The organism is Kocuria sp. UCD-OTCP, assembly GCF_000349605.1.
GTDB lineage: Bacteria > Actinomycetota > Actinomycetes > Actinomycetales > Micrococcaceae > Kocuria > Kocuria rosea.
In genome coordinates this window covers 17,686-39,285 of sequence record NZ_AOSQ01000034.1, presented here as the reverse complement: position 1 = coordinate 39,285, position 21,600 = coordinate 17,686, and the positions used below count along the sequence as shown (strand labels likewise).

At 73.8% G+C, this 21,600-nt stretch carries 20 protein-coding genes; 8 read left to right on the top strand and 12 right to left on the bottom strand.

Features of this window, described 5'->3' with window-relative positions; genetic code table 11:
• The first annotated feature begins 13 nt into the window (after positions 1 to 13).
• Positions 14 to 697 carry a maleylpyruvate isomerase family mycothiol-dependent enzyme gene (locus H488_RS30645; RefSeq protein ID WP_017834028.1) on the top strand — a complete coding sequence of 228 codons (684 nt, stop codon included), beginning with the start codon at positions 14 to 16 and terminating at the stop codon, positions 695 to 697.
• A gap of 49 nt (positions 698 to 746) precedes the next feature.
• Here the strand turns inward: H488_RS30645 and H488_RS30640 are convergent, their stop codons facing one another.
• The 3 genes from H488_RS30640 to H488_RS30630 form a co-directional block, all read right to left on the bottom strand.
• Positions 747 to 1,772: a LacI family DNA-binding transcriptional regulator gene (locus tag H488_RS30640; protein ID WP_043739198.1), complete on the bottom strand. Its 1,026-nt coding sequence runs from the start codon at positions 1,770 to 1,772 to the stop codon at positions 747 to 749.
• 177 nt (positions 1,773 to 1,949) lie between these two features.
• The gene (locus tag H488_RS30635) at positions 1,950 to 3,248 is read right to left on the bottom strand and encodes an MFS transporter (RefSeq protein WP_017834026.1); all 1,299 of its coding nucleotides are present in this window, start codon (positions 3,246 to 3,248) and stop codon (positions 1,950 to 1,952) included.
• An 83-nt stretch (positions 3,249 to 3,331) separates the two neighbouring features.
• Complete coding sequence (locus H488_RS30630; protein ID WP_017834025.1) at positions 3,332 to 3,700, bottom strand: L-rhamnose mutarotase; 369 nt, start codon at positions 3,698 to 3,700, stop codon at positions 3,332 to 3,334.
• A gap of 422 nt (positions 3,701 to 4,122) precedes the next feature.
• Between H488_RS30630 and rhaI the strand changes: the two genes are divergently transcribed.
• From rhaI to H488_RS38355, 4 genes are read left to right on the top strand one after another with little or no spacing between them, the layout of a single operon-like run.
• Positions 4,123 to 5,289: an L-rhamnose isomerase gene (rhaI, locus tag H488_RS30625; RefSeq protein WP_017834024.1), complete on the top strand. Its 1,167-nt coding sequence runs from the start codon at positions 4,123 to 4,125 to the stop codon at positions 5,287 to 5,289.
• 41 nt (positions 5,290 to 5,330) lie between these two features.
• On the top strand, positions 5,331 to 7,376 hold the full coding sequence (locus H488_RS30620) for a bifunctional rhamnulose-1-phosphate aldolase/short-chain dehydrogenase (RefSeq protein ID WP_017834023.1): 2,046 nt from the start codon (positions 5,331 to 5,333) through the stop codon (positions 7,374 to 7,376).
• 5 nt (positions 7,377 to 7,381) lie between these two features.
• Positions 7,382 to 8,854: a rhamnulokinase gene (locus tag H488_RS30615; RefSeq protein WP_017834022.1), complete on the top strand. Its 1,473-nt coding sequence runs from the start codon at positions 7,382 to 7,384 to the stop codon at positions 8,852 to 8,854.
• Positions 8,855 to 8,904: 50 nt separating this feature from the next.
• Positions 8,905 to 11,430, top strand: coding sequence for a glycoside hydrolase family 3 protein (locus tag H488_RS38355; protein ID WP_017834021.1), 2,526 nt, complete (start codon positions 8,905 to 8,907; stop codon positions 11,428 to 11,430).
• An 84-nt stretch (positions 11,431 to 11,514) separates the two neighbouring features.
• On the opposite strand, the gene H488_RS30605 is transcribed toward H488_RS38355, so the two are convergent.
• Positions 11,515 to 11,724, bottom strand: coding sequence for a hypothetical protein (locus H488_RS30605; RefSeq protein ID WP_017834020.1), 210 nt, complete (start codon positions 11,722 to 11,724; stop codon positions 11,515 to 11,517).
• Between the two features lie 65 nt (positions 11,725 to 11,789).
• Between H488_RS30605 and H488_RS30600 the strand changes: the two genes are divergently transcribed.
• Together H488_RS30600 and H488_RS30595 are read left to right on the top strand one after the other, a co-directional pair.
• Positions 11,790 to 12,584, top strand: a complete 795-nt coding sequence (locus H488_RS30600; protein ID WP_017834019.1) for a hypothetical protein — start codon at positions 11,790 to 11,792, stop codon at positions 12,582 to 12,584.
• Positions 12,581 to 13,414 (top strand): hypothetical protein, encoded by an 834-nt coding sequence (locus tag H488_RS30595; protein WP_017834018.1) that lies wholly within the window; start codon positions 12,581 to 12,583, stop codon positions 13,412 to 13,414. Before H488_RS30600 ends, H488_RS30595 begins: the two co-directional genes overlap by 4 nt.
• A gap of 18 nt (positions 13,415 to 13,432) precedes the next feature.
• Here H488_RS30595 and H488_RS30590 read toward each other — a convergent pair whose 3' ends face one another.
• The 8 genes from H488_RS30590 to H488_RS30555 form a co-directional block, all read right to left on the bottom strand.
• On the bottom strand, positions 13,433 to 14,218 hold the full coding sequence (locus H488_RS30590; RefSeq protein WP_017834017.1) for a VOC family protein: 786 nt from the start codon (positions 14,216 to 14,218) through the stop codon (positions 13,433 to 13,435).
• A 137-nt stretch (positions 14,219 to 14,355) separates the two neighbouring features.
• Complete coding sequence (locus H488_RS30585) at positions 14,356 to 15,495, bottom strand: NAD(P)/FAD-dependent oxidoreductase (protein ID WP_017834016.1); 1,140 nt, start codon at positions 15,493 to 15,495, stop codon at positions 14,356 to 14,358.
• A gap of 55 nt (positions 15,496 to 15,550) precedes the next feature.
• The gene (locus H488_RS30580) at positions 15,551 to 15,757 is read right to left on the bottom strand and encodes a hypothetical protein (protein WP_017834015.1); all 207 of its coding nucleotides are present in this window, start codon (positions 15,755 to 15,757) and stop codon (positions 15,551 to 15,553) included.
• A 45-nt stretch (positions 15,758 to 15,802) separates the two neighbouring features.
• On the bottom strand, positions 15,803 to 16,717 hold the full coding sequence (locus H488_RS30575) for an EamA family transporter (protein ID WP_017834014.1): 915 nt from the start codon (positions 16,715 to 16,717) through the stop codon (positions 15,803 to 15,805).
• A gap of 34 nt (positions 16,718 to 16,751) precedes the next feature.
• A complete protein-coding gene (locus H488_RS30570) occupies positions 16,752 to 17,624 on the bottom strand; it encodes an N-acetylglucosamine kinase (protein ID WP_017834013.1) in 873 nt (290 codons plus the stop codon).
• Positions 17,625 to 17,727: 103 nt separating this feature from the next.
• Positions 17,728 to 17,949 carry a hypothetical protein gene (locus H488_RS30565; RefSeq protein ID WP_017834012.1) on the bottom strand — a complete coding sequence of 74 codons (222 nt, stop codon included), beginning with the start codon at positions 17,947 to 17,949 and terminating at the stop codon, positions 17,728 to 17,730.
• Positions 17,950 to 18,221: 272 nt separating this feature from the next.
• Positions 18,222 to 18,980 carry a dienelactone hydrolase family protein gene (locus tag H488_RS30560; RefSeq protein WP_017834011.1) on the bottom strand — a complete coding sequence of 253 codons (759 nt, stop codon included), beginning with the start codon at positions 18,978 to 18,980 and terminating at the stop codon, positions 18,222 to 18,224.
• Positions 18,981 to 18,986: 6 nt separating this feature from the next.
• Positions 18,987 to 20,429, bottom strand: coding sequence for a sodium/glutamate symporter (locus tag H488_RS30555; RefSeq protein WP_017834010.1), 1,443 nt, complete (start codon positions 20,427 to 20,429; stop codon positions 18,987 to 18,989).
• Positions 20,430 to 20,537: 108 nt separating this feature from the next.
• Here H488_RS30555 and H488_RS30550 point away from each other — a divergent pair, with 108 nt between their 5' ends.
• Entirely contained in the window at positions 20,538 to 21,584 is a 1,047-nt protein-coding gene (locus H488_RS30550; protein WP_017834009.1) for a DUF368 domain-containing protein, read from the top strand.
• Positions 21,585 to 21,600: the final 16 nt, after the last annotated feature.

The following is a 21,600-nucleotide window of genomic DNA, read 5'->3' as shown; positions in this document are numbered from 1 at the left end:
AGGAGGCAGGACCATGAGCACGGTCCGGAAGAACAGCACGACCGGCCCGATGGGCGACGACGACGTCTGGGCCGTGATCGACCTTCAGCGCCGGCGCACGGCGGACCTGCTCGCCGGGCTCTCCGGGGAGCAGTGGGACCACCCGTCGCTGTGCGAGGGATGGACGGTGCGGGACGTCGCCGCCCACCTGACGCTGCAGCAGCTGGGCCTCGGCGCCGCGCTGCTGTCCGCGCTGCGGCACCCGGGCGGTCTCAACCACGTCATCCTCGAGTCCGCCCGTGACCGCGCCCACCGTCCGGCGGACCGCCTGGTCGCGGGCATCCGCGCCACGGTGGGCTCCCGGCGGCACAACGTGGGTGTGACGAGCCTCGAGACGCTGACCGACATCCTGGTGCACGGCCAGGACATCGCCGTGCCGCTGGGCCTCGAGCTCGAGATGCCCCCGGAGGCCGCGGCCGTCGCCGCGGAGCGCGTGCGGTCCACCGGGAGCACGCGCACGGCGCGGGTGTTCCGGCACCTGCCGCTGGAGGGCTTCCGGTTCTTCGCCACCGACGTCTCCTGGGTCGCGGGCGAGGGCCCCGAGATCCGGGGACCGGCCGCCGCGCTGCTGCTCCTGCTCACGGGCCGCCGCGCCGGGCTGGACCGGCTGGCGGGAGACGGAGCCGAGATGCTGCGGCGCCGGCTCGCGCCCGCGTGACTCCTGGGCCCACGCGGCTCCAGGGCCCCCGGGCGGGGCGCTCGACAGCTCAGGCCGTAGGGCGGGTGGAGTCCCGGACGACGAGCTCGGGCTGGAAGCTCACGTGACGGTGGTGGTGGCCGGGGTCGGTGATCTCGTCCTCCAGCAGCTCCACGGCCGTGCGCCCGATCAGCTGCGCGGGCTGGCGGATCGAGGAGAGCGGGACGATCGCCGAGGTCGCGAAGTCGATGTCGTCGTAGCCGATGAGCGCGATGTCCTCGGGCACCCGGACGCGGTGGGTGAACGCGAAGGCCTGCAGCAGCCCGAGCGCCAGCAGGTCGTTGGCGGCGAACACGGCCTCGGGGCGGCGCCCCGGGGGGAGCTCGAGGATCTGCTCGCCGACCCGGCGTCCCTCCAGCACCGTCAGGGCGGTGGTGCCGAAGGACTCCAGGGACGCACCGGGCACGGCCTCGACCGCCCGCTGCGCCCCCGCCCGGCGGTCGCGGACCTGGTGCAGGGAGTCGGGGCCGCCCACGTAGGCGATCCGCCGGCGGCTCGTCCCCAGGAGGTGCGCCACGGCCGCGCGGCCGCCCTCGACGTCGTCCACGGCCAGCGAGCAGTACTCGCTGGGAGCCGCGTGCTCGTCCACCAGCACCACCGGGGTGCCGCGGGAGCGCAGGACATCGACGCGGGCCCGCTCCGGGGTCTGGGGGGTGACGAGCACGCCCCGGACCCGCTGCTCCTCGAACAGGTCCAGGTACAGGCTCTCCCGCTCGGGGGAGAGCCCCGCGTTGCCGATGATCACGGCCTGGCCCAGCCGCTCGGCGGCCGTCTCCGCGCCCAGGGCGATCTCGTTGTAGAAGGGGTTGGCCGAGTCCTGCACCACGAGGCCCACGGTGCGCGAGCGGCCGGCCTTGAGCTGGCGCGCGACGTCGTTGCGGACGTAGCCCAGGTCCTCGATGACCCGGAGCACGCGGCGGCGGCGGTCCTCGGAGACCACCTCGGGGCGGTTGAGGACGTTGGAGACGGTGCCGATGGACACCCCGGCCTCCCGGGCCACCTCCTTGATGCTCACCGCCGGTCGCGCAGGGGTCACGTCGTCACTTTCCCTCGGAACTGTCCAGGTCCTCGATTCTAACGATCCGGCCGCCGGGGGCGGTCAGCGTGCCCGGCGCGCGGGCGGGCCGCGGTCCCCTCGACGCACCGGGCCGCGGCTCCCCGGCCGGCACGCCGAGGGGCCGCGGCCCGGTGGTGTCGCTGCGGTGCGCCGGGCTCAGCCCACCGGCTGGGCCGGCCGGGAGGCGGGCGTCCCGTAGCGGTCCTCCTCGATCTGCTCCAGGCTCTTGCCGCGGGTGTCCGGGGCGCCGATCACGCCGACGAGCAGCGCGACCAGGAGGGCCCCGATCATGATCATGCCCACGAAGGGCACGCCGTGCTCGGCGAGCAGGGTGGGGAACCAGTAGCTGAGCAGGCCCACGACGATGCGGGCGACGAAGAACAGCACGCCCTGCGCGCTGGCACGGTAGCGGGTCGCGAACATCTCCGCGGCCCACAGGGCGTAGAACGCCTGGGCGCCGATGCCGGCGGACACGCCCCAGAGCACGGCGAAGAGGATCAGCACCGGCATGGTGACGTGGGCGAAGACCAGCAGCACCCAGGCGGCGATCCCCAGGAGCGCCCCGATGCCGTAGAGCAGGCGCCGGTCGACCCGGTCGCCGTAGCGCATGAAGCCGAACCAGGTGGCCAGCACCGTGAAGCTCCACAGCAGCACCTGGAGCAGGTTCTGCTGGGTGGCCGACTCGACACCGGCGGTCTCGTACACCCGCGGCATGAAGATGCCCATCTGCCCCGCGACGAGGTTCCACAGCGCGTACACGCCCACGAGGAAGAGCAGCGCCTTGAGGTTGGTGCGGTTGGTGAGCAGCTCGCGGTAGTTGCGCCGCTTGATCCCGGTGGCCTCCGAGGCGCGCCGCTCCTCGTCGGACTTCTTCCAGGTGTGGGACTCGGAGAGGCCCCGGCGGACCCACCAGGTGACGAAGGCGACCACGAACAGGTGGGCGAAGACGATGCGGGTGCCCAGCAACCCCAGCGGCACCACGAAGGTGGCGAACAGGAACACCAGCGCCGGGGCCAGGGACCACGCGAACTGGGCGGTGCCCACGTGCTTCGCCCGGGCCTCGGACGGCGCCTCCTCGGCGATGTAGGTCCAGGCCACGGGAACGCCGGCGCCCACGGCGATGCCGGTCAGGACCACGCCGAGCACCAGCATCCACGGCGCCACGGCGAAGATCACGAAGGCGGTGCCGATCATGTACAGGATCAGGTCGTAGGTGTAGATGAACTTGCGCCCGTACCGGTCGCCGAGCGGCCCGCCGATCAGCGCGCCGAGGGCCGCGCCGAAGGCGTTGGCGCTGAGCGCGGCCACGAGGCCCACGGCGAGGTTCGTGAAGCCGAAGTACTCCTGCCACAGGCTCAGGCTGGTGGCCAGCGCGATGATGGACCCGGCTTCGATGTAGTTGGACATGGAGACCGCGATGGTGGCCTTCCAGCCCCCGAGCTTCGTGGTGGTCATGGGTGATCCTTCGGTGACGGTGACGGTGACGGTGACGGTGACGGTGACGGTGACGGTGGTGCCGTGCGGGTGGTGGTCCCGGCTCAGGCCAGGTGGAAGTACTGGAGGAGCGGTTCGGGGTGCGACCCCTCGACGAAGTACTGGGCCATCTCGGCCTGCCAGCGCGCGTTGACCGGGTGGTCGTCCATGAGCGCCTGGGTGGCCGCGACGTCGTCGGCCTCGAAGCAGCCCACGACCAGCCCGTCCTCCGGGTGCAGGAACAGGGAGTAGTTTCGCCAGCCGGTCTCCCGGAGGGCGGCGAGCATCGCGGGCCAGACCTGCTGGTGCACCTCGACGTACTCGGCGAGCTTCTCGGGGCGGACGTGGAGGAGGAAGCACCGGCGGGTGCGGGTGATCTCCTCGGGCAGCTCGATCAGCTCCTGCAGCGTCGCGGCGGACGGATGGGCGCCCATGCGGGACTCCTTCGTGGTGGGGCCGTCGGAACGACCGGCCGGGGACGAGAGGCGGTGACGCTCAGCGGGGCGGTCCGGGCGTCCCGCCGAGCGCGGCATGTGAGGTGCCTCTCAGTACCGGGCCATCGTAGTCACATTTTGAGTCGTTTCAATACCCCTGCCACAGTTTCCTCCGGCGGGATCTTCGGTGAGCCCGGAAAGCCTGGTCCTGGGAGCCTGGGCAAGGTCTTGACGTGACTGGAGTCACCGCCTATCGTCATGAAACGATTCAATAACCCATCGCGCCGCCGTCCCGGTCGCGTCCTCGATCCCGCACGGAAGATGTGAAACCCATGACTGCATTCGACGACATNACGATTCAATAACCCATCGCGCCGCCGTCCCGGTCGCGTCCTCGATCCCGCACGGAAGATGTGAAACCCATGACTGCATTCGACGACATCGCGCCCCAGCTGGCCGCCCAGGCCATCGAGCTGCCCTCGTGGGCGTTCGGCAACTCGGGAACCCGGTTCAAGGTCTTCTCCACCCCGGGCACCCCGCGCACGGTCGAGGAGAAGATCGCCGACGCCGCCACGGTGCACCGGTTCACCGGACTGGCCCCGACCGTCGCCCTGCACATCCCGTGGGACCAGGTGGACGACTACGGGGCCCTGGCCCGGTACGCGGCCGACCAGGGGGTGGCGCTGGGCACGATCAACTCCAACACCTTCCAGGACGACGCCTACAAGTTCGGCTCCCTCACCCACTCGGACCCCACGGTGCGCCGGAAGGCCGTCGACCACCACCTGCGGTGCCTGGAGATCATGGCCGAGACCGGGTCGCGGGACCTGAAGATCTGGCTGGCCGACGGCTCGAACTACGCCGGCCAGCAGGACCTGCGCGGTCGCCAGGACCGGCTGGCGGAGTCGCTGGCCGAGATCTACGCCCAGGTCGGGGCGGAGCAGCGGCTGGTGCTGGAGTACAAGTTCTTCGAGCCGGCGTTCTACCACACCGACGTCCCGGACTGGGGGACGGCCTGCGCCCAGGTCACCGCCCTCGGGGAGCGGGCGCTGGTCTGCCTGGACACCGGCCACCACGCCCCCGGGACCAACATCGAGTTCATCGTGATGCAGCTGCTGCGGCTCGGGAAGCTCGGCTCCTTCGACTTCAACTCCCGCAACTACGCCGACGACGACCTCATCGTGGGCGCGGCGGACCCGTTCCAGCTCTTCCGCATCATGGTCGAGGTGATCCGCGGCGGGGCCCTGGACCCGGACTCGGGCGTGGCCTTCATGCTCGACCAGTGCCACAACGTGGAGGAGAAGATCCCCGGCCAGATCCGCTCGGTGCTCAACGTCCAGGAGATGACCGCCCGCGCCCTGCTGCTGGACCGGGTGGCCCTGACCGCCGCCCAGGAGGCCGGCGACGTGCTCGGCGCCCACCAGGTCCTGATGGACGCCTTCTACACCGACGTCCGCCCGGCCCTGGCGGACTGGCGCGAGGCCCGCGGCCTTCCGGCGGACCCGATGGCCGCCTACGCCGCCTCCGGGCACCAGCAGCGCCTGGCCGCCGAGCGCGTCGGCGGCACCCAGGCCTCCTGGGCTTCCTGACCTCACCCCCTGCACACCACCTCGCAGAGAGACACCTGATCATGCAGACCACCACGCACTCCGTCGTCGCCGACCTGATCGTCCGCTCCAACCGGCTCGGCGCGGACCCGAAGAACACCAACTACGCCGGCGGGAACACCTCCGCCAAGGGCACCGCGACCGATCCCGTCACGGGCGAGGGCGTCGAGCTGCTGTGGGTCAAGGGCTCCGGCGGTGACCTCGGCACCCTCACCGAGAGGGGCCTCGCCGCGCTGCGGCTGGACCGGGTCCGCGCGCTGACCGGCGTCTACCGCGGGGTCGAGCACGAGGACGAGATGGTCGCGGCCTTCGACTACTGCCTGCACGGGGCGGGCGGGGCGGCGCCGTCCATCGACACCGCCATGCACGGGCTGGTCGACGCCCCGCACGTGGACCACCTGCACCCCGACTCCGGCATCGCGGTCGCCACCGCCGCCGACGGGGAGCGGCTCACCGCCGAGATCTTCGGCGGGAAGGTCGTGTGGGTGCCCTGGCGCCGCCCCGGCTTCCAGCTGGGCCTGGACATCGCGGCGATCAAGGACGCGAACCCGGAGGCGATCGGGTGCATCCTCGGCGGGCACGGCATCACCGCCTGGGGCGCCACCAGCGAGGAGTCCGAGCAGAACTCGCTGTGGATCATCCGCACCGCCGAGCAGTACATCGACCAGCACGGCCGGCCCGAGCCCTTCGGCCCGGTCCTGGACGGCTACGGGGCGCTGCCCGAGGCGGAGCGTCGGGCCAAGGCGGCGGCCCTGGCCCCGGTGATCCGCGGGCTGGCCTCGCACGACCGTCCGCAGGTGGGCCACTTCACCGACGACGCCCGGGTGCTGGAGTTCCTCGCTGCCGCCGAGCACCCGCGCCTGGCCGCACTGGGCACCTCCTGTCCGGACCACTTCCTGCGCACCAAGGTCAAGCCCCTGGTCCTGGACCTGCCCGCCGGCGCCCCGGTCGAGGACTGCGTCGTACGGCTGAAGGAGCTGCACGAGGCCTACCGCGCGGACTACCAGGACTACTACGACCGTCACGCCGGCCCGGACTCGCCCGCGATCCGCGGGGCGGACCCGGCGATCGTGCTCGTCCCCGGGGTGGGCATGTTCTCCTTCGGCAAGGACAAGCAGACCGCCCGGGTGGCCGGGGAGTTCTACCTCAACGCGATCAACGTCATGCGCGGGGCCGAGGGCATCTCCGCCTACGCCCCGATCGACGAGGCCGAGAAGTTCCGCATCGAGTACTGGGCCCTGGAGGAGGCCAAGCTCCGGCGCATGCCCGCGCCCCAGCCGCTGGCCACCCGGATCGCCCTGGTCACCGGGGCGGCCTCGGGCATAGGCAGGGCCATCGCCACCCGCCTGGCCGCCGAGGGCGCCTGCGTGGTCATCGCCGACCTGGACGCCGAGAAGGCCCGCGCCGCGGCCGCGGAGCTCGGCGGGACCGACGTGGCCGTCGGCGTCGCCGTCGACGTCTCGGACGAGGCCGCCGTGCAGGCCGCGATCGAGGCGGCCGTGCTGGCCTTCGGCGGGCTGGACCTGGTGGTCAACAACGCCGGCCTGTCGCTGTCCAAGCCGCTGCTGGAGACCACCGAGGCCGACTGGGACCTGCAGCACGACGTGATGGCCAAGGGCTCCTTCCTGGTCTCCAAGAACGCCGCCCGCGTGCTCATCGCCCAGGGGCTGGGCGGGGACATCGTCTACATCTCCTCGAAGAACTCGATCTTCGCCGGGCCCAACAACATCGCCTACTCCGCCACCAAGGCCGACCAGGCCCACCAGGTCCGGCTGCTCGCCGCCGAGCTGGGCGAGCACGGGATCAAGGTCAACGGCATCAACCCGGACGGCGTGGTGCGCGGCTCCGGGATCTTCGCCGGCGGCTGGGGCGCCAAGCGCGCCGCGGTCTACGGCGTGCCGGAGGAGGAGCTGGGCGCGTACTACGCCCAGCGCACCCTGCTCAAGCGGGAAGTCCTGCCCGAGAACGTCGCCAACGCGGTGTTCGCCCTGTGCACCGCCGACTTCTCCCACACCACCGGCCTGCACGTGCCCGTCGACGCCGGCGTGGCCGCCGCCTTCCTCCGGTGAGCCCGGTGCGCACCACCGCGGCGGTCGCCGCCGTCGACCTCGGGGCCACCAGCGGGCGCGTGATTCTCGGCGGCCTCGTGGACGGGCGGCTCCGGATGCGCCACGTGGCCCGCTTCCCCAACCAGCCCGTGCGCCTGCACGAGGGGGACCGGGCCGGGCTGCACTGGAACATCACCGAGCTCCACCGGTCCGTGACCGCCGGGCTGGCCCAGGCCCTCCGCCAGGAGGACGACGTCGCCTCCGTCGGCGTCGACTCCTGGGCGGTGGACTACGCGCTGCTGCGCCACGGACGGATGCTCGGGGTGCCCTACCACTACCGGGACGAGCGCACCGCCGCCGGGGTGGCGGCGGTGCACGCCCGGGTGGGGCGGGAGGAGCTGTACCGGCGCAACGGGCTGCAGCACCTGCCGTTCAACACGGTCTTCCAGCTCGCCGCCGACCGGCTCGCCGGGGACCTGGCCGTGGCCGACCGGGCGCTGCTGATCCCCGACCTGATCGGGTACTGGCTGACAGGGGAACAGGTCGCCGAGGCCACCAACGCCTCCACCACCGGTCTGCTCGACGCCCGCACCGGGCAGTGGGACACCGGGCTGCTGGACGAGCTCGGGTTCGCCCGGGAGCTGCTCGCCCCCGTCGTCGCCCCCGGCACCACGATCGGTGCGCTGCTGCCGGCGGTGGCGGCCGAGCTCGGCGCCGGCCCGGGTCTGCCGGTCACCGCCGTCGGCTCCCACGACACCGCCTCCGCCGTGGCCGCCGTGCCGAGCACCGCCGAGGACGCGGCCTTCATCTCCTCCGGGACCTGGTCGCTGGTCGGCATCGAGCTGGACGCCCCGGTGCTCGGCGAGGAGAGCCGGGCGGCGAACTTCACCAACGAGGGCGGGGTGGACGGGCGGGTCCGCTACCTGAAGAACGTCTCGGGGCTGTGGCTGCTCACCGAGTCCATGCGCACCTGGGACGGGCCCGGCGCCACCGACGCCCAGCGCAGCAGCGACCTCGCGGCCCTGCTCGCCGAGGCCGCCGCCGTGACCCGCCCCGTGGCCGTCTTCGACGCCACCGACGACCGCTTCACGCCCCCCGGCGACATGCCCGCACGCATCACCGCCTGGTGCCGGGAGCACGACGTCGAGCCCCCGCGCGGCCGCGCCGAGGTGGTGCGCTCGATCCTGGAGTCCCTGGCCGCGGCCTACGCCACCACGATCGAGCAGGCCGAGCGGCTGTCCGGGCGGAGCATCCGCACCGTGCACGTGGTGGGCGGCGGCTCGCAGAACGCCCTGCTGTGCCAGCTCACCGCCGACCGCACCGGCCGCACCGTGCACGCCGGCCCCGTGGAGGCCACCGCGATCGGCAACGTCCTGGTCCAGCTGCGGGCCGCCGGCGTCCTCTCCGGCACCCTGGAGGCCCTGCGGGAGCTCGTGACCCGGACGTTCGAACCCGTCCGCTACGAGCCGCGGGTGCTCAGCCCCGCCCGCCGGTCGTGAGCGATCTGTGGCACGGTGAGGAGCACGCCCCGGGAGAAAGCGACACCGCCATGACCGACGCCACCCGGACCTCCGGCCGGGCCGCCCGCCTCATGGAGCTCGTCGACCGGCTCTCCCTGGCGGAGAAGGTCCACCTGCTCACCGGCGAGACCGCCTTCACCCTGCCCGGCAACGAGAGGATCGGCCTGGCGGCCCTGGCCTTCTCGGACGGTCCCACCGGCGTCCGAGGGCTGACCTTCGTCGGTGGGGACGCCGTGGCCCTGTTCCCCAGCGCGACCCTGATCGCCGGGGCCTTCGACGACGGGATCGCCGAGGAGGTGGGGCGGATGCTGGCCGAGGAGGCCCAGCGCCAGCACATCCACGTGGTCCTCGGTCCCACGATCAACCTGCACCGGACCCCGCTGGGCGGGCGGCTGTTCGAGGCCTACTCCGAGGACCCGTACCTCACCGGGCGCACGGCGGCCGCCTACGTGCGCGGCATGCAGGAGCGCGGGACCGCCGCCTGCCTGAAGCACCTGGTGGCCAACGAGTCCGAGACGCTGCGCAACTTCATGGACTCCCGGGTCCCGGAGACCGCACTGCGCGAGCTGTACCTGCTGCCCTTCGAGATGGCGGTCCAGGACGCGGGCGCCTGGTCGATGATGGCCGCCTACAACGATGTCAACGGGGTGGCGGCCACGGAGCACGACCACGTCCAGAACGGGATCGTCAAGGGCGAGTGGGCCTGGGACGGGCTGATCATGAGCGACTGGTTCGCCACCAAGCGCACCGCGGCCTCCGCCAGCGGCGGCCTGGACCTCGTCATGCCCGGCCCCGGCGGGCCCTGGGGCGAGCGCCTCGTGACCGCGGTCCGGGCCGGTGAGGTCGCCGAGGAGACGATCGACGACCACGTGCTGCGGCTGCTGCACCTGGCCGAGCGGGTCGGCGGGCTCACCCCGCCGGGGCGGCAGTCCCGCCCGTGGGCCCAGGACCTGCCCGCGGTGGACTCCCCGCAGCGGAAGGAACAGCTGCGCCGGATCGCCGTCCGGGGCATGACGGTCGTGGCGAACGACGGCGTCCTGCCCCTGGCCGTGGAGGGGGATGCCGGCCAGGACGTGGCGCTGATCGGACGGCACGCGATCGACACCGTGGACATGGGCGGGGGCTCGGCGGTCGTGAACCCGCCCTACCTGTCCACGATCGCCGAGGGGCTGGCCGCGCTGCTCGGGGACCGCGTGCGCGTGGCCGACGGACCGGCCGTGCGGACCCGCCCGGTCCCCGCGGACCCCGCCTTCCTCACGGATCCGGCCACCGGAACCCCGGGGATGCAGGTGGTGCTGCTCGGCGCCGACGGCACCGAGCTCACCCGGTACCACTCCGACTCCCCGGCGATCTCGCTCGACGGGCACGACGACCTCGGCGAGGTCCCGGCCACCGCGGTGCTCACCACCATCCTGGCCAACGACGCGGGACCGGTGCGGCTGGGCGCCGTCGGCGCCGGGCGCTGGGACCTGGTGGCGGAGGGGCAGGAGCTGTCGGCCGAGCTGCGCCTCGAGGGGCAGGACCCGGGCGAGGCGATGCTGCGCCCACCGGCCTTCGCCGAGACCGTGGAGCTGCCGGCTGCGGCCACCCTCACGGCCACCGTGGCGCCGGCCCCGGTCGACTGGCGGGAGGTGCTCCTGGGCGATCCGGGTCTGGGACTGGCCGAGGAGAGCCACCTGCTGCAGATGACCACGGCGGGCAAGACGGCCCTGGTGGCCGCCCCGGCCCCGCGCCCCGACGACGACCTGCTCGCCGCCGCCGAGGCCGCGGCGGCCGCCGCCGGCACCGCCGTCGTCGTCGTCGGCCTGACCGAGGAGCAGGAGACCGAGGCCGCCGACAAGACGACCCTCGTCCTGCCCGGGCGCCAGGACGAGCTCGTGCGACGCGTGGCCACCGCCGCCGAGCGGACCGTGGTCGTCGTCAACGCCGCCACCCCCGTGCTCATGCCCTGGCTGGACCAGGTGGACGCGGTGCTGGTGGCCGGGCTGCCGGGTCAGGAGGGAGGACACGCCGTGGCCGCCGCCCTGACCGGCGCACTCGAGCCCACCGGGCGACTGGTCACCTCCTGGCCCGCCGCGGACGGGGCGGCCCCGGCGTGGGACGTGGTCCCGGACGGCGACCGGGCACTGAGCTACGACGACGGCACGTTCATCGGCCACCGCGGCTACCACGCCGGGCACGCCCCCGCCCCGCTGTTCTGGTTCGGGCACGGCCTGGGCTACGGCACCTGGGAGTACGGGACCGTGCGGGCCCGGGCGGGCGAGGGCGGACCGGTGGTGGACGTCGAGCTCACGAACACCTCGTCCCGGGCGTCGCGGGAGACCGTGCAGGTCTACCTGGACCCGGCCGAGGACGACCAGCCGATCCGCTTGATCGGCTACCAGGGGGTGGACGTCCCCAGCGGGGCCACGGCCGCCGTCAGGGTGCGCTGCGACGACCGGCTGCTCCGCCGCTGGGACGACGCCGCCGGCACCTGGGCACCCCTGGCCGGGGGCGGGGAGCTCGTGCTCGCCCGCGGGCTGGGGGACGTCCGGGCACGGGTTCCCCTGGCCTGACGGTGGGGACGTCCCTGCGCGCGGGGCCGCAGGGACGTCGTGCCCGTCCGGACGCCCGGTGACGCGCCGGGACAGGCCCGTGGATCAGACCATGAGGTCGCGCCGCTCGAAGGCAGCGGCGCCCCCTGCCGCCGCCAGGACCGCCGGCGCGGCCAGCAGCCCCAGACCGGACCAGTCGACGCCGGTGGCCAGCGGTTCGGCGCCGATGTACCAGTGGAAGGGGGAGATCCGCTCCATCCAGGGCGCCTCCCCGACCCGGACCTCGAGGTCCACGCCGTGGAGGGACCCACCCATCCGATGCCGCCCCGGCGCCGAACATCCTCACGAGAGCACCCCATCGAGGAGGAGAAAGAGGCGTCATGGCCTTCGACATCGACCGGTTCGCCGAGGAGTCCACCAGTCTGCACTGGGAGGACCTGGGGCTCGAGGCCCTGCGCGAGGACCCCCTGCCCCCGGAGACGCTGCGCACGCTGCGGTACATGTGCGACGTCGAGTTCCACACCGTCTGCTACCTGCGGGACATGCTCGTCAGCCCCTCCCGCAAGGACCCCGAGGTCAGCACCTTCATGACCATGTGGAACCGGGAGGAGTTCTGGCACGGGGAGGCCCTCGCCCACGTGCTGTCCCTGCACGGGATCACCGTGGCCTTCGACGAGCTCAAGGCCAAGCGGGTCAAGCTCGGCTGGCGCGACCGCATCAACCCGGTGAAGCAGTCGCTGCTGTCCAACATCGTGGGCACCGACTTCGTCGCCGTGCACATGCTCTGGGGCGCGGTGAACGAACGCTCCGCGGCCGCCGCCTACCGGCGCCTGGCCGCGCTCGAGGACCACCCCGTGCTCGCCCCGCTGCTGCGGCGCATCGCCGCGCAGGAGACCAAGCACATCGCGTTCTACACCACCCAGGCCCGGGCCCGGCTGCAGGACAGCCCGAAGGCGCAGAAGCTCGCCCGCCTGGCCCTGCGCACCGCCTGGCAGCCGGTCGGCTCCGGGGTCTCGCCCGAGGAGGAGGTCACCCACGTCATGGGCCACCTCTTCGCCGGGGCCGAGGGCCGCCGGGAGGTCGAGGCCATCGACCGCCAGATCGCGAAGCTGCCCGGCATGGAGGGACTGACGGTGGTGGCCGACGCCCTGGACGCCCGGGGCGTGGCCGCGTGAGCGCGAGCAGCACCTCCGCGGTGGGCGGCCCCCGGTCCGACGTGCGCGCACCCGGGTTCGACGTGCGCGCCTACGCGCGCGACCCGCACGCGCTGCGCCCGGCCGACCTCGACCTCCAGGCCCTGAACGACCTCGCCCCCGGGACCCTGGAGGTGCTGGCGCACCTGTGGTGCGTCGAGCGCGGCCTGCTGGACCGGCTGCGGGACCTGCTGGTCACCCCCACCCACGCCGAGGCCCGGGTGACGGCCTTCCTCACCGCGTGGGCCTACGAGCAGCACTGGCTCGCCGAGACCCTGGGAGCTGTCCTGGCCGCCAACGGCCGCACGGCCCGGGAGCCCGCCGACACGCACCTCGGCCGGGCCCGGCGGACCTGGGACGAACGGGCCCGGCCCGCGCTCGGCGCGGTCTCCAGCAATCTGCTGGGCGCCGAGACCACCGGCGCCCAGATGGTCACCGGAGGACTCGACACCGCCGTGCTCGCCGCGGTCTACCGGCGGCTGGGGGCAGTCGAGCCCCGGCTGGCCGGTACGGCCCGGGAGATCGTGGGACTGAAGGAGCGGCACCTGGCGTTCTTCGCCGAGGAGGCCGGAGCGCGACTGGACCGCAGTGCGAGCGCGCGCCGGCTCGCCCGCTCCGGGGCGGCCCGGTGGCGGTGGCCCGGCACCCGCTACGGCGACCCCGGTCCGCACCGGGCGTGGGTCAGCCGGCTGTTCGCGGACCCGGCCGCCCGTGCCGACCTGCTGGCGGTCGACGAGGACCTCGCCGCGCTGCCCGGTCTGGCCGGCGCCCGCCCGGTTGCCGCGGCGCTGGGACGCCTCGACCGGGGCTGAGGCGCCCCGGCAGGGGAGCTACATCTCCTCCTTCGGGGTCATCAGCACGAAGACCTCCTGGTCGGGTCCCGCGACGGCTGCCATCCGCCCGTACTCGAAGTCGGAGGGCTCCTGGACGACCGACCCCCCGGCCTCGCGCACGCGGCGCACGGCGGCGTCGACGTCCTCGACCTGGAACGCGACCGACCAGCCGGGCCGGGCGTCACCGGCCGCGGGGTCGAGACCGCCGATGCCGCCGGCGGGCATCTGCCCGCCGGGAACGGTGAACAGGGCGTAGGGCATCCGGTCGTCGCCGATGTCCTGGTAGGCGTAGCCGAAGACCGCGGCGTAGAAGCCCTGGGCGGCGGCGGGATCCCCGGTCATGAGATCGCACCAGACCACCGCGCCGGGCTCCCCGTACGCCTCGAAGCCGGTGTGCTCGTGGGCCTGCCACATGCCGAAGGCCGCCCCGGTGCGGTCGACCCACATCCCCATGGAGCCGAAGGCCCCGACCTCCATGGGCTCGAACACCGGGGTGGCCCCGGCCTCGACCGCCCGGGCGGCATGGGCGGAGATGTCCTCGGTGGCCAGGTAGACCGACCAGACGTGCGGGGCGTCGGCCATGCCCTCCATGGTGGGGGAGAGCCCGGCGACGGCCCGACCGCCGAGCAGCGCGTTGCAGTAGCCGCCGTACTCGGGCTGGGACTCGGAGTAGGTCCAGCCGAGCACGTCGCGGTAGAAGGCCTGGGTGCGGCCCAGGTCAGAAGCCATCAGGTCCACCCAGCAGGGCGTGCCGGCCGGCCAGGGTTCGGTGTGCGTGGTCATGGCGAAGGTCCTTCCGGGAAGCGGGTGCAGCGGTGCCGCCGGGGGTCCGCCACGGCGTCCGGGACCCGGACACGATGCGGTGTGACCTCCGACACGTTCCAGGCTAGGCGCCCGCTCGGACGCGCTACCGGGTCCGCTCAGCCGGCCGAGCGGCCCAGCTGCTCCCCGTGGTGGAGGTGGCCGGGGACCGTGCCGGTCAGCACGGTCCCGGCGAGCGCCTCGCCGAGCGCGGGGGCCTGCTTGAACAGGTTGTGCCCGGCGAGGGCGGTGAGCCCGTCCTCGGACCAGATCCCCACGCCGTCGTCGCCCCAGGGCAGCCGGGTGACCCAGCAGTGCACGTGGTCCACCGGGCGCGGGTCCAGGCCGGGCAGGGCGCGCCGCACGTAGGCCACGGTCCGGTCGGCCAGGGCGGCGAGCGCCGCGGGATCGGCGAGGCCGCCGTCCGGGTGGGCGGGCGTGTCGGCGCTGAGGCCCACCGAGAAGTGGCGGCCGTCCGGATACGGCGCGGCGTACACGCCGGTCTCGCCGAAGGCCCCGCTGCCGTCCTGGAAGGTCGGCAGGCCCCGGGCGGCACCGGGGGACGCTCCGTCCGGGACCGGACCGTGACGGGCCGGTCCGTCCGGGGCCAGGGCGAACGTGATGCGGACGTGGGCGCCCACCGCCACGGGCAGGTCGAGCCCGGCGCCGCGGGCCAGCGGGGCGGTGCCCCGGCCGGCGCACAGCACCACGTGGTCGTAGGTCTCGCAGGTGGTCCCGGTCCGCACCTCCACCGCTCCCGTGCCCGTGCGCCGGACCGCGAGCACGTGCTCGCGCAGCATCGACCCCTCGAGCCGGCGCGACAGCGCCGCGACGGCGGCGAGGGTGCGGATGGCGCCGCCGCGGAGGTCGAGCATCGCCGGGCCGGTCCAGTCGGCCAGCAGCGGCAGCCGCTCGTGCAGCTCCGCGGGCGACAGGCGCCGCACGGGGACGTCCTCGAACGGCTCCAGGGTGCGGAGCTTGTCCTCCACGCCGTCCCCGATCGCCACGGCGCCGTCGGGGGAGACCAGCTCGACGCCGAACTCCTGCTCCCACTCCCGCCACAGGGCCCGACTGCGGGCGACCAGCGCCACCAGCCGGGGGTCCTCGTGGGCGTGCCGGAAGATCCGGCCCTGCCCGGCGGACTGCCCGCCGCCGGGCGGCCCGGACTCGTACAGGGTCACGTCGGCGCCGCGCGCCCGCAGGGCGTGGGCGGCGGCCAGACCCACGATGCCCGCGCCGACCACGGCCGTGCGGGTCACCGGAGGACTCCGGGGACGCTCGTCACGCCGGTCGGGCGCGCGGCCGTCCGGGCGCTCAGCCGTCCTGCCCGGGGTCGGTGCTCTCGCCGAGGATGTCGTCGAAGGCCTCGCGCACGGCCTGCCGAGTGGCCAGGCGCACGCTCGCCGCGCCCTGCTTGTCCGCGGTGTCGGCGTTCTCGATGTTGCTGCGCTCCTCGCGCTCCTGCTCCAGGGCGTGGTCCCGGGCGGAGCGGATGCGGTCCATGATCTCGTTGGCTTCCATGGTCTCCATCCCATCACGGCCGTCCGACATTGAACAGGGGGCTGATCAGTTTTCGCGGGCCGCCGGGTCGGCCGCGGCGTCCGCGGCGAGCTCGGGGGTGCTCCCGCCCACCATGATCACAGCGCTCGCGGCCACGACCAGACCCATGCCCACGAGCTGCGGGCCCGTGAGCGCCTGCCCGAGCACCAGCAGCCCGGCGAGGGCCGCGACCGCGGGCTCCAGGCTCAGCAGGATCCCGAAGACCTTGGGCGGGATGGCCCGCAGCGCGAGCAGCTCGAGGGAGTAGGGGACCACGGAGGAGAGCATCGCGATCCCCACCCCCGCGCCCAGCACGCCCCACGTCAGGGCGGGGACGTGCGCCGTGAGGACACCCACCGGGGTGACCAGGACCGCCGCCACGACCAGGGCCACGGCGAGACCGTCCAGCTGGTCGAAGTGCCGGCCCGCGGACCGGCTGCCCAGGATGTAGGCGGCCCAGCCCGCCCCGGCCAGCGCGGCCCAAGCGATGCCGGCGAGGTCGAGCTCCGCCCACGGCACGGTGAGGGCCTGGGAGATGAGCACGATCCCGCCCAGGGCCGCCGCCACGGCGAGGACGTCCCGGCCGCGGCGGGAGAGCACGGCGGACAGGGCGAGCGGGCCCAGGAACTCGATGGTCACGGCCACGCCCAGCGGGAGGGTGGCCAGGGACTGGTAGAACGCGAAGTTCATGCCGGCCAGGGCCGCCCCGAAGAACAGGCCGGACCGCCACGCCTCCCGGCTCCGGCCGCGCAGCCGCGGCCGGATGACGGCCAGCATGATCGCGGCGCTGATGAGCAGCCGCATGGTCACCGTGGCGGACGCCCCGATCAGGGGCACCAGGACGGCGGCGAGGGCCCCGCCGAACTGGACGGAGACGACGGCGGCCAGCACGTAGAGGGTCGGGCGCAGCCGGGGGCCGCGGGCGGGAGCGAGGGTGGTCACCCGTTCAGGGTAGGGCTCCCCGGCGGCTCTGCCGTCACCGGCGCTCGCCGAGACGCAGGGCGCCGTGCACGGGATCGCGCTCGAGCACCCGCAGCTCCCCGAGACCGCGGGCCGCGGCGGCCTGCTGCAGCCGGTCCCGCAGCAGCGGCTGGTGCCGTGCCAGGCCACCGCCCACCACCACCGGGCCGGTCAGCTCCAGCCGCCGGGACACGGTGCCGGCGAGGTCGGCCAGCGCCCCGGCCGCGCGCTCCACCAGCTGCAGGGCGTCGTCGTCGTGCGCCGCGGCCTCGAAGGCGACCCGGGAGAGCCCGGCCCAGAACCCGCGGTCCGCGCCGCTGTGGAAGCGCTCGATGAGCTGACCGGGCTCGGGAATCCCGCAGTGCGCCAGCACCGCCCGGTCCAGGGCGTCGGGCCGCAGTCCGTCGTCGAGCCGGGCGAGGGCGCGGCGCACGAGCTCCCGGCCCAGCCAGTAGCCGCTGCCCTCGTCGCCCAGCAGGTGCCCCCAGCCGCCGGCGCGGGCCTCCCGGCCGTCCGGGGCGGCGCCCCAGGCGGCGGAGCCGGTGCCGGCGATGACCGCGATGCCGGTGCTGCACCCGCCGGCGGCCAGGACCAGCCGGGTGTCGTGCACGACGACGATCCGCGCCGCCCCCGTGTGCGGGGCGATGAGCGCGCGCAGCGCCTCGGCGTCCGCGGGCGTGTCGACGCCGCCCGCCCCCGCCACGACCACGTCCGCGGCCGAGGCGCCCAGTTCACCGAGGACGCCGGCCAGGGCCCGGGAGGCCTCGGCGGGGCTGACGTTCTGCACGTTGGCGCTGCCGCCGACGGCCTCCTGCACCGGGCGGCCGTCCTCGGCCCGCAGGCCGTGGGTCGTGGTGCCGCCGATGTCCAGGCCGATGAGGATGCTCATGGGTCCATCCTGCCGTGCGCGGCCGGGCGGGCCCAGGGTACGACGACGCCCGACCGGGCGCCGGTGCGTACCGGCCCGATCGGGCGTCGTGGACCGAGTCCGGTCAGGCCGCGAGGGCCAGGGGCGCGGGGCGCAGGCGGCAGTCCTCGAAGGAGAACAGCCGGCGGACGCCGGTGCCGGCCTCCAGGACCCACAGGACGCCCAGGGGGTGCGAGACCTGCCCCACGGTGCCGATGCAGCTCTCGTAGAACTCGTCCCAGATCTCGAGCCGGTCGCCGGGCTGGATCTGGCTCAGGTCGGTCATCCACTTCTCAGCAGCGGTCATTCCGCCACCTCCCATCAAGTCTTCGTTCGTGTGTGCTTCCATGGTGCACTGTCCGCGGTGACCTGCGCAGCGACCCCGATTTGACAAACGGCCCGCAGGTCTTGAGCTTCGTCACACCCCCGTCCGGTCGGCAACCTGCAACGGTTGCCAGGAGGGTGCCGAGGGCGGCGTTCTGTGACGGCCGTCCCGGCCGGGCGCGTGAACAACAACACGTCACGAATTCGTCGTCGCACACCGTCATCCGTGTCGTGCGCGCCCTCGCCCCCGGGGGCTCAGCCCTCGGAGTCCTGCGCTCCGTCCGGACCGGCCGGCTCCCGCAGGTGCCGGTCGAAGAACGCGACGATCCGGCGCCGGGCGTCCTGGGTGGCCGGGTCGTCGTAGGCCGTGCGGCTGAACCGGCCGAGCACCCGCAGCATCGGGGAGAGGTCCTCGGGGTCGTGGTCGTTCATGAAGCCGTGACCCACCCCGGGGTAGATCCTGATGTCGTGCGCCACCTCGGTCTCGGTGAGGATGCCCTCCAGGCGGCGGCCGGCGTCGGCGCCCAGGGGAGTGGTGTCCGCCCCGCCGTAGCTGCCCACGATGGGGCAGGCGTCCGGGAGCCACTGCTCGGCGCCCTCGGGGCACCCGCCGTAGTTCGTGCTCGCGGCCGAGAACCCGTGCTCCACGGCGAGGGCGAGCGCGTAGCCGCCGCCCATGCAGAAGCCGACGACCCCGATCCGGCCCGTGCAGTCGGGGCGCGCGGCGAGCCAGGACCGCGCCGCCTCGACGTCGTCGAACGTGCGTCCCCGGCGGGCGCCGATGTCCTTCATGATCGTGCGCAGGCAGCGGAGCCGGCCGCCCCAGTGGAAGAGGTCCGGGGCCGCGGCGAGGAACCCCGCGCCCGCCAGCCAGTCCGCCTGGTGGCGCAGGTCCTGGCTCATCCCGGTGAAGTCGTGCACGAGCACCACCCCGGGCCAGGGCCCCGGGCCGTCGGGCACCGCCACGTGGACGGGCATCTGCCCGTGACCGGTGGCCACGAGGACGTCGCTCATGGCCCGTCAGGCCTGCCGGGCATGCACGGCGTCGGCGGAGCCGGCCGCCACGAGCCGCTTGCGGTAGGACATGCCGCCGACCAGCGCCACCACGAACAGCACCGACATGACGACGAGCAGCGGCCACGGGCCGAACTGGTAGATCAGCGGCACCGAGGCGGCGGTGATCAGCCCGCCGCCGAAGAACGGCTCGAAGAACAGCTGCTTGTAGCCGAAGGCCTCCATCGCCGGGCTCTCGTCGTGCGGGTCGGCGATGCGCATCAGGATGAGGCCGGTGGCGGTGACACCCATGGACTGGCCGAAGTCCGCGATGCCGCGCTCGAGCCAGTAGTCGGGGATGACCTTGGGCACGAAGAGGAGCAGGAAACCGGTGCAGAAGACGACGCCGGCGACGGACAGGACCAGGAAGACCTCCCAGTTCGCGGCGATCGCGGTGAGGGACAGGGTCGCGATCGCGGCGAGGATCAGGAAGTCGAGGGCGAGCCCCTGGATGCGCAGCATCATCTGGTGGTCCAGCAGGTGGCCGATGCCCCGCCAGTCCATGACCAGCTGCACCACCACGCCGCCCAGCATGGCGAGCGGGAACAGGGGCACGAACGCGAGCAGCTCCACGGTGTCCGCCCACAGGGCCTGCTCGACCCACTGCAGGGCCGTGAGGATGAGGTAGCCGATGAGGATCGCGATGCCCACCACGGCCACGTGCAGGGTCAGCGGCTCGATCGAGGCCGGCCGGGAGGTCATCATGGCCGCGGGGATGTTCTCGTCCCGGCGGTAGAGGCCCTTCTGCTCCTCGACGGACTGCTCCACGTTGCCCTTGAGCACCTTGGTGCGCCCGGTGCGCACACCCCAGTTAATGACGGCGATCCCGATGACGATGCCGCCCACCAGGCCGATCGTGGCCATGCCCAGGGCCAGGTCCGCGCCCTCCTCGAAGCCGAGCTCCTCCATCACGGGGCGCATCCCGGCCGCGGTGCCGTGGCCGCCCTCGAAGCCGATCTCGATGAGGGCTCCGGCCATGGGGGAGATCCCGAACAGGGGACCGAGGACCGCGATCACCAGCAGCAGGCCGACGACGTACTGGCCGGAGCCGAAGGCGAGCCCCACCGACAGCTGCGGGCCGGCGAGCCGGGCGACGCGCCGCGGACCGGGGATGGACGCCCCGAGGAAGAGCGTCGCGAAGACCACGCTGATGAGCAGGCTGGGCAGGGTGGCCCAGACCTCGAGGATCTCCGGGGTGAACACGCCCCCGTCCGCGAGCCAGCCGACCCCGGCGGCCTCTCCGACCCGGCCCAGGACCTGGGGGCCGGCGAGCAGGGCGAGGAAGCCCGCGATGATGGAGCTGGGCAGGAAGATCTTCTGGATCCACCGCACCCGGACCCGCAACCACTTCCCCACGAGGAACAGCGCTGCCAGCAGGATCAGGGCGAAACCGACGTGGTTGGGGCTCATGGCGGGCTCCTTTTTCGAAGATGTTTTCCCGGTGCGGTCNCGAAGCGCTCCCAAAAGGCGTTCGAAAACCCTGGCAGGCGTCCCCTCTTCCCCTGCCCAGGAGCACCTGTGACGCCCTCGTCGCCCCCGGACCGTCCCTCGACACCGCCGGCCACCACGACCACCGCCACGACCACCGCCACGACCACTCCCGGCGGGGAGGTCCGCCGCAGCATCCCGGGCAACGTGGTGCGCGGCGCACTCATCGGCGTGGTCGAGACCGTCCCCGGGGTCAGCGGCGGCACCGTGGCCCTCGTGGTCGGCATCTACGACGAGCTCATCAACTCCGCCGGGCACGTGGTCTCCGCCGGCAGGCGGGCGCTGCTCGGGCCCGACCGCGCCGCCGGGGTGCGGCATCACCTGGCCCGGGTGCACTGGCGGATCGTGGTGCCCGTGGTGATCGGCATGGTCGCGGCCCTGCTCACCGTGGCCGGGCCCATGAGCCACCTCGTCGAGGAGTACCCCGTCACCATGCGGGCGCTGTTCTTCGGCATGGTCCTGGCCTCCATCGGGGTGCCCCTCCGTCTGGCGGGCGGGGCCCTGCGGGCCCGGGACGCGGCCGTCGTGGCGCTCGCGGCCGTGCTCGCGTTCGTGCTCGTGTCCGTGCCGCCCACCACGGTGGCCCCCGCGCCGCTGCTCATCGTGCTCGCGGCCATGGTCGCGGTGTCCGCGCTGCTGCTCCCCGGGCTCTCCGGCTCCTTCCTGCTCCTGACCATCGGGCTCTACCAGCCGACGCTGCGGGCCGTCGACGAGCTCGACCTCGGCTACCTGTCCCTGTTCTTCCTCGGGGCGGCCCTGGGCATGGTGGTCATCGTCAAGGGCCTGCAGTGGCTCCTCGACCACCACCACCGCGTCACCATGCTGGCGCTCACCGGGCTCATGCTCGGCGCCCTGCGCACGCTGTGGCCCTGGCAGCTCGAGGACCGCACGCTGCTCTCCCCCGAGGGGGACTGGTGGGTGCAGCTGCTCGCGGCGGCGGCCGGCTGCGTCGTCGTCCTCGCCCTGCTGGCCGTCGACGCCCGCACCCGGGCGCGCACCGGGCACGGCTCCCAGGAGGAGCTCGCCGGCGTCGAGTCCGGCGACGACGCCGACGAGGCCACCGACAGCACCCGGTAGACGGCCGCGGGCCGCC